We start from the raw sequence: 12632 nt of genomic DNA, 5'->3' as shown, positions 1-12632 counted from the left end.
ACGGAGATAACAAAGGACACCATTTGGAAAGCCTGTTTAGACTGCCCGTGGCGAGTGGGGCCAAGGTCAGGATCCTACAAATAACTGATACCCACCTGTTTGCTGGCAAGAATGAGACCTTGCTTGGCATAAATACCTATGCCAGCTATCACGCGGTGCTGGATGCGGTGATCGCGCAGCAGCGTGAGTGCGACCTGATCGTGGCAACCGGCGATCTGGCGCAGGATCATTCCCAGGCGGCATACCGGCACTTTGCCGATGGCATCACCCGTTTGCCCGCGCCCTGTGTCTGGCTGCCGGGGAACCACGATTTTCAGCCTGCGATGGTAGATGCGCTGGCCGCAGCCGGTATCTCACCTTCCAAGCAGGTGCTGCTGGGGGACAACTGGCAGGTGTTATTGCTGGATAGCCAGGTGTTTGGCGTGCCGCACGGCGAGCTGAGTGAATACCAGCTGGAGTGGATGGAACGTTGTCTGGAGGCTCATCCAGAGCGCTACACGCTGCTGTTACTGCATCACCATCCGTTGCCTTCCGGCTGCACCTGGCTTGATCAACACAGTTTGCGTAACCCGCATACGCTGGCGGCCGTGCTGTGGCGCTATCCGAAAGTGAATACCTTGCTGTGCGGGCATATCCACCAGGAATTGGATCTGGGTTGGCACGGGCGTCGGCTGTTGGCCACGCCGTCCACCTGCGTGCAATTCAAGCCGCACTGCACCAATTTTACGATCGACGACGTTTCCCCAGGTTGGCGCTATCTCGACCTGTTGCCAGATGGCCGGGTGGAAACCCAGGTATTCCGGCTGGAAAACGATGACTTCCGCCCCGACATGGATTCGGACGGCTACTGATGCCTTCAACCTTACTTTACCTGCACGGTTTCAACAGCTCGCCGCTTTCGGCCAAGGCCACGGCTTTCAAAGCCTGGCTGGCGGAAAATCATCCCCATATCGACATGCTGGTACCGCAGTTGCCGCCCTACCCGGCGGAGGCGGCGGAAATGCTGGAAGATATGGTGATGGCGCGGGCAGGCCAGACGATGGGCGTCGTAGGCTCCTCGTTGGGCGGCTATTATGCCACCTGGTTATCGCAGTGTTTTGCGTTGCCAGCGGTAGTGGTAAACCCTGCGGTGAAGCCGTATGAGCTGTTGATCGACTATCTGGGGAGCAACGAGAACCCCTACACCGGGCAGCAATATGTGTTAGAGTCACGCCACGTTTATGATCTGAAAGTGATGCAGGTCGATCCCTTGGAGTCGCCGGATTTAATCTGGTTGCTACAGCAAACGGGCGATGAAATTCTCGATTACGGTCAGGCAGTGGCTTATTACACCGCCTGCCGGCAAACGGTGGAGTCGGGCGGGAACCACGCTTTCGTCGGTTTCGAGCACTACTTCCCCCAGATTGTGGATTTTTTAGGGCTATGACGCCGCAGCAACTTCAGCTATCACAGATATACTGAACAGGCAGCGGGCGATTTCGGCACCTTCCCTCAACCACGAAAAAATAATCAACGATGACTCAATCCAGCTATAACGCTGATGCCATTGAAGTACTCAGCGGTCTAGAACCAGTGCGCCGTCGTCCCGGTATGTATACCGACACGACGCGTCCGAACCACCTCGGTCAAGAGGTGATAGATAACAGCGTCGATGAAGCGTTGGCGGGCCATGCCAAGCGTATCGACGTGATCCTGCACGCCGATCAGTCACTGGAAGTGATCGACGACGGCCGCGGCATGCCGGTGGATATCCACCCTGAAGAAGGCGTACCGGCGGTTGAGTTGATCATGTGTCGTCTGCACGCGGGCGGTAAATTCTCCAACAAGAACTACCAGTTCTCCGGCGGCCTGCACGGCGTGGGGATTTCGGTGGTTAACGCCCTGTCCAAACGGGTGGAAGTCAACGTCAAGCGCGACGGTAACGTCTATAGCATCGCTTTTGAGAACGGCGACAAGGTGCAGGATTTGGCGGTGACCGGTAGCTGCGGCAAACGCAACACCGGCACCAGCATTCACTTCTGGCCTGACGAGCAGTTCTTCGACAGCCCGCGCTTCTCGGTTTCCCGCCTGTCACACCTGCTGAAAGCCAAAGCGGTGCTGTGCCCCGGCGTTGAAATCTACTTTATCGACAAGCTGAACAATACCGAGCAGCGCTGGTGCTACCAGGACGGCCTGACTGATTACCTGATGGAAGCGGTGAACGGTCTGATCACCCTGCCGGAAAAGGCGTTTGTCGGCAATTTTGCCGGTGATACCGAAGCGGTGGACTGGGCATTGCTGTGGCTGCCGGAAGGCGGGGAACTGCTGACGGAGAGCTACGTCAACCTGATCCCCACCATGCAGGGCGGCACGCACGTCAACGGCCTGCGCCAAGGGCTGCTGGATGCGATGCGCGAGTTCTGTGAATTCCGCAATATTCTGCCGCGCGGCGTGAAGCTGTCTGCGGAAGATATCTGGGATCGCTGTGCCTACGTGCTGTCGGTGAAAATGCAGGATCCGCAATTCGCGGGACAGACCAAAGAGCGGCTCTCTTCCCGCCAGTGCGCGGCGTTTGTTTCCGGCGTGGTGAAAGATGCCTTCAGCCTGTGGCTGAATCAGAACGTCCAGGCGGCCGAGCAACTGGCCGAACTGGCGATCTCCAGCGCTCAACGTCGCCTGCGTGCGGCGAAGAAGGTGGTGCGTAAGAAGCTGACCAGTGGGCCTGCGTTACCGGGCAAACTGGCGGACTGCACCTCGCAGGATCTGAGCATGACCGAACTGTTCCTGGTGGAAGGGGACTCGGCGGGCGGCTCGGCCAAGCAGGCGCGCGATCGCGAATATCAGGCAATCATGCCGCTGAAGGGCAAGATCCTCAACACCTGGGAAGTTTCCTCAGACGAAGTGTTGGCCTCGCAGGAAGTCCATGATATCTCGGTGGCGATCGGCATCGATCCCGACAGCGAAGATCTCAGCCAACTGCGCTACGGCAAAATCTGTATCCTGGCGGATGCGGACTCCGATGGCCTGCACATCGCCACGCTGCTGTGTGCGTTGTTTGTGCGCCACTTCCGTTCGCTGGTAAAGGGTGGCCATGTGCACGTTGCGATGCCACCGCTATACCGTATCGACCTGGGCAAAGAAGTCTATTACGCCCTCGACGAGGAAGAGAAAGCCGGCGTGCTGGAGCAGTTGAAGCGTAAGAAGGGCAAGCCGAACGTACAGCGCTTTAAAGGGCTGGGTGAAATGAACCCGCTGCAACTGCGTGAAACGACGCTCGATCCCAACACTCGCCGTCTGGTGCAGTTGACCATCGATGACGAGAATACCGATCAGACCATGGCCATTATGGACATGCTGTTGGCGAAGAAGCGCTCGGAAGACCGCCGCAACTGGCTGCAAGACAAGGGCGATACCGCCGAGCTTTCAGTCTGATGCCTGTGGGGCCGCAACCGCGGCCCCACGTTTTGACATTGTGCCATCCCTGGCGCACTGCGTGCTGCGCCCGATAACCCAGGGCGGAATGCATGAAAATCACCCTCGAAGAACTATTGGCTTATACCTCCGTGATCGACAGCGGTTCGATTACCGCCGCCGCCGAGCAGCTTGGCCAAACCACCTCTGGCATCAGCCGGGCGCTGAGCCGTCTGGAAAAAAAACTCGATACTACGTTACTGCGCCGCACCACACGTCGTCTGGAATTGACCGAAGAGGGGCAGAGCTTTTTGGCCCATGCGCGGGAAATTATCAATTCGGTGGAACATGCCGAGGAGCAGATGGCGCTACGTCGTCTGAACCCGGCGGGCAGGCTGCGGGTTAACGCTGCCGCGCCCTTTATGGAACATGTGATCGTGCCGCTGGTCGCCGGTTTCCGCCAACGTTTCCCACAGATTGAGCTGGAGCTGAACACCGATAACCTGATTATCGATCTGCTGGAGAAGCGCACCGATATCGCCATTCGTATTGGCGCATTGCGAGACTCCACCATCCACGCGCGATTGCTGGGGGCCAGCCGGTTACGCATCCTTGCCAGCCCGGACTATATTGCCCGCTTTGGGGCACCGCAGAGTGTCGAAGAGCTAAACCACCATAGCCTGCTAGGTTTTACGCAGCCCGAGTCGCTTAATCTGTGGCCGCTGCGCCATCGGCAGGCGGAGCGCTTTGCCATTACCCCAACGCTATCAGCCTCCAGCGGCGAAACGCTGCGGCAACTGGCGCTACGGGGGGAAGGGATTGCCCAATTGGCCGATTTTATGACGCGGGAAGATCAGCGGGAAGGGCGTCTGGTTCAGTTGCTGGCGGCCGAAACGTTGGATGTCCGCCAGCCAATCAATGCGGTGTATTATCGCAATGCCCAGTTGGCCGCACGGATCACCTGTTTTCTAGACTATGTCAGCGCGCATATCACCGCTGCGCAGAGCTTGTAGATCTGGCTGAGAGAGCAACTGCCTGATGTTGCTCATCCCCACCTGTTAGCCCTTCCAGATAATAATTTTAATTAGGTATTAAAACGTTTTTATTTTAACCAGTAGTCAACTTTTTGTGTATTTATTCCGATAAAAGGTTGAGCTCTGGCTGCTATTTTTATGCTGTCCCGAGAGGAAATAATTCCTGCTGTTGGCCAAGGTATTTCCTATTTAAAATAAAATATTAGAATAAGCCTGTATTGATTGCGATACTTTATATCGCAAGGTGCTCAACTTACTACCCTTTTACCAATAAAAGCATAACTTAAACTTATTATTTAAATAACGTTGATTAACGTAAATTCAACGTGCTAATGTACAAAAATCCGTATGACGGATAATTCACTTAGCCATTATTTAATGTTATTTAAAGAAACTGCATTTATCTTATAAGTGCGGTTTTGGCATGGCTAATAAACCATTAATAAAAAGGAATTTATTCTGATGAATAAACAAAGAGCACAACTGATTGCCAAACTCAAGCCTATTTGCTTTTTTAGCCTGGTTGCCTGGGGGGCCGTAGCGCACGCTACAATCACCTCATCGGCCGTCGGGGGGCCTGCGGTTAATGCCGGAGCCAATGGCAGCTCCGTGATAAATATCAATAAGGCAGGTAACGGCGGTGTGTCCCACAATATCTACACGCAGTTTGATGTGGATAAAGGTGGCGTGGTTCTGAATAACAGCGCTGCTAATTCCACCTCGCAACTTGCGGGTAATATCGCGGGGAACGCCAATCTGACGGGGGGCTCTGCCTCCATCATCCTCAACGAAGTCAACTCGACCAAGGCAAGTCAGCTTAACGGTATGATTGAAGTTGCTGGCCAGAAGGCACAGGTCATCGTGGCTAACCCTTCAGGGATCACCTGTAGTGGTTGTGGTTTTATCAACACTGAGCGTGCCACCTTAACCACCGGTAAAGCGCAGGTGGCCAACGGTACGCTGCTTGGCTATACCGTGGATAAAGGGACCATCATCATTAACGGTAACGGCCTGAAGACCGGGGATAGCAACTATACCGACGTGATCTCTCGAGCGGTACAGATTAATGCCGATATTCGAGCCAAAGATCTGAAAGTGACCACCGGGCGTAACAACGTCAATGCAGATAACACCCAGATTGGGGAACTGACGCCTTCTGGCGTTGCCCCTACGCTGGCGATTGATGTGGCCAAACTGGGCGGCATGTATGCCAATAAAATTACCCTGGTCAGCACCGATCGTGGTATTGGCGTACGTAACGCGGGCACTATCGGCGCTGCGGTAGGCGATGTCAGCATAACAACGGATGGCATCCTGGAGAATAAAGGCACTATCGACGCTGTACGTGACGTTAATATCGATACCACCCGTGGCAGAAATGCGGGTAATGGTTATTACTATGCCTACGGTCGTGCGTTAAACAACTCAGCCAATGGCACCATTAAAGCGGCAGGTAATATCAATATCGATATTGCAAAAAGCCAGTTGAACAATGGTGGTGGCAATATTTTAACTTATGGTGAAGATCAGGGTGATATTAACATCGTCAGTGCGGGCATTGATAATAAGTATGGCAACATACAAGGCGTTGGTGTTATCAATACGCGCCTTGATCCTTACGCTTATGGCTACGTCCGGACGTTAAGCAACTCCGGCGGCGTTATTAGCGGTAAAAAAGGGGTGGTGCTGTCCTCTTCTACCCTGGATAACACCAATGGCGTGATCAACGCTGCCAACGGTGCAGTCGATATCAATACGGCCGGATATACGTTGACCAACCTCAACGGCACGATTAATGCTGGCAAAGAGATCAAGCTTAATACCAGTATGCTGAACAACACTTCAGGGCTGGTGCAGTCTCAAGATAATATTACCATCAACACCAATAAACAGACTCTGACTAATACCAAAGGGGCTATTCGCGGTAGCAAAAACGTCTACATCAACAGCTCTAGCTTGAATAACACTGCCGGACGCGTATTGGCGGACAATTACCTGGATATCAATACTAATGGCGGGACCATCACCAACGCCGGTCTCACCAAAGGTGCCTATGATGCTGAGTTGTCCAGTGGCTCGGGTGGTATGACGCTGGTTGCCAGCACCATCAATAACAGCTATGGCAAGATTGCTTCGCAGGGGAATATTGTCACCAATACCTCTTCGTCGTTGAAAAATAGCTACAGCCTGATTGATAGCGATAGCAATATCGTCATCACGACGAACAGCCTCGATAACACCTATGGTTTGATTGAATCGGCTAAAGATACTGTCATTACTGCCAACTCGATCGCAAACAGCGCTGGCAATATCGACGCCGACGAGCAGGCCACCCTGATGCTTTCCGGCAGCTACAGCCATTACGGTAACCTGAGCGGTAAGCAAGGGGTCAATATCAATGCGGATAAAGGCTACGTCTATAACTACGGTACTTTGACTTCCACCAATGGCCAGACGATGGTTAACACCCGCAGCTTCTACAACCAACGCGGTGCGGTAGTCACCAGCCCTGCTGGCCTGAATCTGGTACTGGCCACGCCAAGCACCTTCACCAATAGCGGGACGATCCAAGGCCCAATCACCATTACATCGGTTAAGTAATTAATCGAACGGCAGCCTCTGTTATGGGGGCTGCCTGATTTTATGACGCCTGCCATAGGGTATACATTGCGCTATAAGGATATAGAAACATGCACGCTCGTTTTTCCGGCTCCGTATTATTGGCATTGTTGATTTTTAGCGCTCAAGGGGCGGAAAATGTTCAACTGATAGAACAACAGGTAAACCATCAACAGGAACAGGAAAAAGCGCGTTACCAACAATTAGAAACTCAGGGTAAAGAGGTTCGCGCTGCCGGTAGCGATCCCCAGAGTTCAAAAATTGCTTTCCCTGATGAACCCAACTGTTTTCAGATCCGTCAGGTGATCCTTGAAAAGGACCGCAGGATCCCACAGTGGTTGCCGTTGCACAAATTTACCACGCAGGCCGAGGATCGCTGTCTGGGGATTGAAGGTATTCGCACGTTAGCCACCGCGATACAAAACAAGCTGATTGGCCATGGCTATATTACTACGCGGGTAGTCGTCCCCCGGCAGGATTTGAACGACGGCGTGCTGACGTTGGTAGTTTTATCGGGGGCCATCGGCAACGTCTCTTTAAGCGATGACAGCGACAAATACGTCAACCTGCATGCCACCTTCCCGGGGCATAAAGGCGATCTTCTCGATCTGCGGGCGATTGAACAGGGTTTGGAGAATATCCAGCGCGTTCCCGGGGCTGACGCTAACGTGATCCTGCGGCCAGGTGAGCAGGCCGGGGAAACCGACATTGAAATCCAACGAACCCAGCCTTCGTCCTGGCGCATCGGTGGATGGTTCGATGATTCCGGCAGCAAGTATACCGGGCGTTACCAAAGTGGCGTGGCGGTGTATCTGGATAACCCGACCTCAATGAACGATCTGTTCTATGCGTCCGTCGGGCGTGATTTGCACTTTCAAAAGTCGCGTAATGCCAAGAATGGCTCGCTGTATTACTCCGTTCCCTACGGTTTCTGGTCAGTGGATATGTATGCCAGCCATAACGAGTATTTACAGAGAATTTCTGGTACCTGGACCGATTTTCACTACCAGGGTAAAAGTAATAACTTGAGCCTTAAAGTGAACCGCCTGCTCTATCGTAATGAAAATCAGAAAATCACAGGCAGTATCCAACTGCTGAAGAACAATTCGCATTACCATTTGAACGATACCGAAATTGAAATTCAGGAGCGCGATGTCACTAACCTGATTGCCAGGCTGAATTATCGGCGTTACGTCGGCCAGTCAATCATCGACGCGATGGTGGGGTATCAGCGCAACACGTCGTGGCTGGGTGCCCAACAGCAGGCGGGCACCAGTTCGCAAAGCCGTATTGTCAGCCTGGATGTAAGCGCATTGGTCCCTTTTAGCCTGTTTGGGCAATCGATGAGCTATCAACCGCGCTACCAGCAGCAATACAGCCCGGACCGGCTCGCGACACAGGACCAGTTCAGCATTGGCAACCGCTGGACGGTGCGCGGCTTTGACGGAGAATTCAACCTGTCGGCTAGCAAGGGTTATTTCCTGCGTAATGATATCAACCTGAACCTGCCCAAACTGAGGCAACAACTGTATACCGGCCTTGATTACGGCAAAGTGAGCGGCAACAGCAACAACTTGACTACGGGCCATATGGCGGGCGGCGTGGTAGGTATCAGAGGAGGAGTGGGAGCGGTCAGCTATGATGCCTTTGTTGGCGTGCCCATCGCCAAGCCGGATAATTTCGTCACCAGCCCGGTGAGCCTGGGCTTTACCGTACAGTGGCAGTTTTGATCGCTTATCTGGTTGGGATAAAGGTCACAAAATAGCTGCGCTTAATACAGCCCACCTTAAGCCTGGGGCAGGTGGGAGTCATTGCAGGTTAGCCGACCGTTGAGCGCATGGATGCGCGATACGAGCCTCCATGGACGGATTCACGGCGTGTCGGCGTTCTGCATGATTTCCACCTGTTGCACTATGACAGCAGCTACCCGCAGTGATTTAGTGGGATTCAGGCGTTATCTAATACGTAAATAGTGGTATCCAGCACGCTGTCCTTGATGGTTTCACGGTGCTTGAGCATGTGATCCATCTGTAGGTGCTGTTCCAGATGCACCTGGCTCTGCCATTTTTCCAACATAAAGATCGAATCCGGCGAACGCTTCTGCCAAGGTGCCTGGGTGTCGGCGTCGATCATTGGCTGATAGCCGCCACAGCCCTCTTCCGCCAACACCGCTGGCAACAGCTTCTCAATCGCTTTTAATACGCTTTCACGATGACCCGGTCTGGTTCTGATTTCTGCAATTACGGTGATCATTACGGCCTCACTGGTTAAAGGTATGATTGATAAAACCCATCACAGTTAAGCAAAGACTTCGCCCAGATGTGCGCGCAAACGTGCGATATCGTTGGCAATATCCGGCTGTTTAATCACATCGTTGCAGATAAAGGTCGGCAGTGCTTCCATCCCCAGGAACTGGTTGGCCTTGTGAAAGTGCAGATAAACGCCGTCTACGCCCACGCCGTGGAAGAATTGGTCAGGGTCGGTAAAGGCTTCCAATGGGGCATTCCAGGTCAGGCTCAGCATGTAGGTCTTGCCTTGGATCAGCCCGCCAGAACCGTATTTTTTGCTGGCATCGGAACGGGTGCGGCCATCGCTGGCATACAGGCTGCCGTGGCCAGCGGTGAACACTTCGTCGAGATATTTTTTCAGGATCCAGGGCTCGCCCATCCACCAGCCTGGCATCTGGTAAATCACCGTATCGGCCCACAGGTATTTCTGCACTTCGGCGTCGATATCATAGCCGTCATCGACTACGGTGACCTGTACATCGTGCTTGGCATCGCGCAGGAAAGTTTCCGCTACGTCGCTCAGGGTCTGGTTCAGCTCACCGTTGGAGTGGCCGAATTGCTTCTTGGCGTTAATAATCAGGATATTGCTCATGGATGCTGGGTTCCTGTCAGAATGTAGAATGTGATGGCCGTAAGGCATATCGTTGAAACGGAGTGTAATCCTTCCTGAAGCGGGGAAAAATGCGATCTAGCGCACAACAGTGTTGACTGTGAGTCAAGAAAGGCGGCCACTGATGGCAAAATTTCGCATAAACCGGGGCGATCGCCAGCATCAATGGCCGATCCACGCAGCATCTGTGACAGCCACCCCGCAGATGGGTTACTATCGCGGGCAGAATCGACCCTTTGTCGTCTGAGGATATCTGAGTAATGAGCGAACTGACTCATGACGGTGTTGAGCGTCTACCGCTGCACACATTCACTGAAAACGCCTATCTGAACTATTCCATGTACGTCATCATGGATCGGGCGCTGCCGTATATCGGCGATGGTTTAAAGCCGGTACAGCGCCGCATTATCTATGCCATGTCGGAGCTGGGGCTTAGCAATAACGCCAAATTCAAAAAATCTGCCCGTACCGTCGGTGACGTATTGGGTAAGTATCATCCGCATGGTGATAGCGCCTGTTATGAAGCTATGGTGCTGATGGCGCAACCCTTCTCTTACCGTTACCCGCTGGTAGATGGCCAAGGGAACTGGGGGGCACCGGATGACCCTAAATCTTTCGCCGCGATGCGTTATACCGAATCGCGCCTGTCGAAATACGCCGAAGTGCTGCTGGGCGAGCTGGGCCAGGGCACCACGGACTGGGTGCCCAACTTCGACGGCACCATGCAAGAACCGAAGATGCTGCCTGCACGTCTGCCGAACATCCTGCTCAACGGGACGACCGGTATCGCGGTAGGGATGGCAACGGATATTCCACCACATAACGTGCGTGAAATTGCCGCCGCGGCGGTAGCCCTGATCGACAAGCCAGGCTCATCGCTCGACGATTTGCTGGAGTTTGTGCAGGGACCGGACTTCCCGACGGAAGCGGAAATTATTACCCCGCGCGAAGAGATCCGCAAAATTTACCAGAATGGCCGTGGCTCGGTACGCATGCGTGCCATCTGGAAGAAAGAAGACGGTAGCGCGGTGATCACCGCCTTGCCGCACCAGGTTTCAGGTGCCAAAGTGCTGGAGCAAATCGCCAGCCAGATGCGCGCCAAAAAGTTGCCGATGGTGGAAGATCTGCGCGATGAGTCCGACCACGAGAACCCGACCCGTCTGGTGATTGTGCCGCGCTCGAACCGTATCGATCTGGATCAGGTGATGAACCACCTGTTTGCCACTACCGATCTGGAGCGTAGCTACCGCATCAACATGAACATGATCGGTCTGGACAACCGCCCGCAGGTCAAAGGGCTGGTGGAGATCCTTTCCGAATGGCTGGTCTTCCGCCGTGATACGGTGCGCCGCCGCCTGAATTACCGCCTGGAAAAAGTGCTCAAACGGCTGCACATTCTGGAAGGTTTGCTGGTTGCGTTCCTCAATATCGACGAAGTGATCCACATCATTCGCAGCGAAGATGAGCCGAAGCCGGTGTTGATGCAGCGGTTTGGCATCTCCGATACCCAGGCCGAAGCGATCCTCGAGCTGAAGCTGCGCCATTTGGCCAAGCTGGAAGAAGTGAAGATCCGCGGCGAGCAGGATGAGCTGGCTAAAGAGCGCGATCATCTGCAGGCGCTGCTGGCTTCCGAGCGCAAGTTGAACAACCTGATCAAGAAAGAGATCCAGGCCGATGCGCAGGCTTATGGCGACGATCGTCGTTCACCGTTGACCGAACGTGAAGAAGCCAAGGCCATGAGCGAGCACGATTTTGTGCCTTCAGAGCCGGTGACGATTGTGCTGTCGCAAATGGGCTGGGTGCGTAGCGCCAAGGGCCACGATATCGATCCGAGCGGCCTGAGCTACAAGGCCGGGGATAGCTTCCTTGCCGCCGCGCGTGGCAAGACTAACCAGCCAGTGGTGTTCATCGATTCGACTGGCCGCAGCTATGCGCTCGATCCGCTGACGTTGCCTTCGGCACGTGGCCAGGGTGAACCGTTAACCGGCAAGCTGACGCCACCGCCGGGTGCCTCCATCGAGCAGGTGCTGATGGCTGCGGACGATCAGAAGCTGCTGATGGCTTCCGATGCTGGCTACGGCTTCGTGTGTACCTTCAACGATCTGGTTGCACGCAACCGCGCCGGTAAGGTGATGATTACGCTGCCGGACAACGCCAAGGCACTGCCGCCGATGGAAATCCACGGCAGCGACGATATGCTGCTGTCTATCAGCGCCGCTGGCCGTATGTTGATGTTCCCGGTCGCCGATCTGCCACAGCTGTCGAAGGGCAAGGGCAACAAGATTATCTCGATACCGTCGGCGCAGGCCGCCAGTGGGGAAGATAAACTGGCCTGGCTGTTCGTACTGCCGCCGCAGACCTCGATCACCCTGCACGTGGGTAAACGCAAGCTGAAACTGCGCCCGGAAGATCTGCAGAAATTCCGCGCCGAGCGTGGCCGTAAGGGCACGTTGTTGCCACGTGGCCTGCAGCGTATCGATCGGGTTGAGGTGGATATGCCGGAGCGCGAATCGATGGGTGACAGCGAAGAGTAAATCTCAACGGTTTCGCAGAACGTAGGGGCGCAGCATACTGCGCCCGCTTAACTATCGATCAGACTTTTTTCTTGGTTTATTTTCTTAAGTTAGTTAATTTTTCCGGCTATAAATTTATTGTGCCGATCGCTGGCTGGCGGGAAAATAGAGAACTTAG

10 protein-coding genes are annotated in these 12632 nt (G+C 54.1%); 8 read left to right on the top strand and 2 right to left on the bottom strand.

The genetic code is table 11. From position 1 onward, the window contains the following. Window positions 1–23 precede the first annotated feature (23 nt). The 6 genes from cpdA to KGP17_RS23615 all read left to right on the top strand — a co-directional run bounded on the left by cpdA (window position 24) and on the right by KGP17_RS23615 (window position 8773). Window positions 24–851: a 3',5'-cyclic-AMP phosphodiesterase gene (gene cpdA / locus KGP17_RS23640; RefSeq protein WP_024529152.1), complete on the top strand. Its 828-nt coding sequence runs from the start codon at window positions 24–26 to the stop codon at window positions 849–851. Beyond that, window positions 851–1426, top strand: coding sequence for an esterase YqiA (gene yqiA / locus KGP17_RS23635; RefSeq protein WP_065684669.1), 576 nt, complete (start codon window positions 851–853; stop codon window positions 1424–1426). Before cpdA ends, yqiA begins: the two co-directional genes overlap by 1 nt. Window positions 1427–1515: 89 nt before the next feature. After that, complete coding sequence (gene parE / locus KGP17_RS23630) at window positions 1516–3411, top strand: DNA topoisomerase IV subunit B (protein ID WP_021179517.1); 1896 nt, start codon at window positions 1516–1518, stop codon at window positions 3409–3411. 92 nt (window positions 3412–3503) lie between these two features. Then, window positions 3504–4403, top strand: coding sequence for a LysR family transcriptional regulator (locus KGP17_RS23625; RefSeq protein WP_223498495.1), 900 nt, complete (start codon window positions 3504–3506; stop codon window positions 4401–4403). 483 nt (window positions 4404–4886) lie between these two features. Next, window positions 4887–7025, top strand: coding sequence for a filamentous hemagglutinin N-terminal domain-containing protein (locus tag KGP17_RS23620; RefSeq protein ID WP_223498494.1), 2139 nt, complete (start codon window positions 4887–4889; stop codon window positions 7023–7025). A gap of 89 nt (window positions 7026–7114) precedes the next feature. After that, a complete protein-coding gene (locus KGP17_RS23615; RefSeq protein ID WP_223498493.1) occupies window positions 7115–8773 on the top strand; it encodes a ShlB/FhaC/HecB family hemolysin secretion/activation protein in 1659 nt (552 codons plus the stop codon). A 217-nt stretch (window positions 8774–8990) separates the two neighbouring features. Here KGP17_RS23615 and KGP17_RS23610 read toward each other — a convergent pair whose 3' ends face one another. Continuing rightward, on the bottom strand, window positions 8991–9296 hold the full coding sequence (locus KGP17_RS23610) for a putative quinol monooxygenase (RefSeq protein ID WP_223498492.1): 306 nt from the start codon (window positions 9294–9296) through the stop codon (window positions 8991–8993). A gap of 45 nt (window positions 9297–9341) precedes the next feature. Next, window positions 9342–9923, bottom strand: coding sequence for an NAD(P)H-dependent oxidoreductase (locus tag KGP17_RS23605; RefSeq protein ID WP_024529148.1), 582 nt, complete (start codon window positions 9921–9923; stop codon window positions 9342–9344). Window positions 9924–10065: 142 nt separating this feature from the next. Between KGP17_RS23605 and KGP17_RS27935 the strand changes: the two genes are divergently transcribed. Then, entirely contained in the window at window positions 10066–10188 is a 123-nt protein-coding gene (locus tag KGP17_RS27935; protein ID WP_256444950.1) for a hypothetical protein, read from the top strand. A gap of 13 nt (window positions 10189–10201) precedes the next feature. After that, window positions 10202–12475, top strand: a complete 2274-nt coding sequence (parC, locus tag KGP17_RS23600; RefSeq protein ID WP_199063194.1) for a DNA topoisomerase IV subunit A — start codon at window positions 10202–10204, stop codon at window positions 12473–12475. Window positions 12476–12632 lie beyond the last annotated feature (157 nt).

Origin of the sequence: Serratia sp. JSRIV001 (assembly GCF_019968745.1) — a bacterium.
Classification (GTDB): Bacteria; Pseudomonadota; Gammaproteobacteria; order Enterobacterales; family Enterobacteriaceae; genus Chania; species Chania fonticola_B.
Note: the sequence above shows the minus strand (reverse complement) of the source record. Positions and strands in the feature narration are given on the sequence as shown.

Bases quoted from the DNA above. Each gene is read 5' to 3' on its own strand.
- yqiA (WP_065684669.1), top strand. From the start codon at position 851: ATGCCTTCAACCTTACTTTACCTGCACGGTTTCAACAGCTCGCCGCTT.
- parE (WP_021179517.1), top strand. From the start codon at position 1,516: ATGACTCAATCCAGCTATAACGCTGATGCCATTGAAGTACTCAGCGGT.
- KGP17_RS23625 (WP_223498495.1), top strand. From the start codon at position 3,504: ATGAAAATCACCCTCGAAGAACTATTGGCTTATACCTCCGTGATCGAC.
- KGP17_RS23620 (WP_223498494.1), top strand. From the start codon at position 4,887: ATGAATAAACAAAGAGCACAACTGATTGCCAAACTCAAGCCTATTTGC.
- KGP17_RS23615 (WP_223498493.1), top strand. From the start codon at position 7,115: ATGCACGCTCGTTTTTCCGGCTCCGTATTATTGGCATTGTTGATTTTT.
- KGP17_RS23610 (WP_223498492.1), bottom strand. From the start codon at position 9,296: ATGATCACCGTAATTGCAGAAATCAGAACCAGACCGGGTCATCGTGAA.
- KGP17_RS23605 (WP_024529148.1), bottom strand. From the start codon at position 9,923: ATGAGCAATATCCTGATTATTAACGCCAAGAAGCAATTCGGCCACTCC.
- KGP17_RS27935 (WP_256444950.1), top strand. From the start codon at position 10,066: ATGGCAAAATTTCGCATAAACCGGGGCGATCGCCAGCATCAATGGCCG.
- parC (WP_199063194.1), top strand. From the start codon at position 10,202: ATGAGCGAACTGACTCATGACGGTGTTGAGCGTCTACCGCTGCACACA.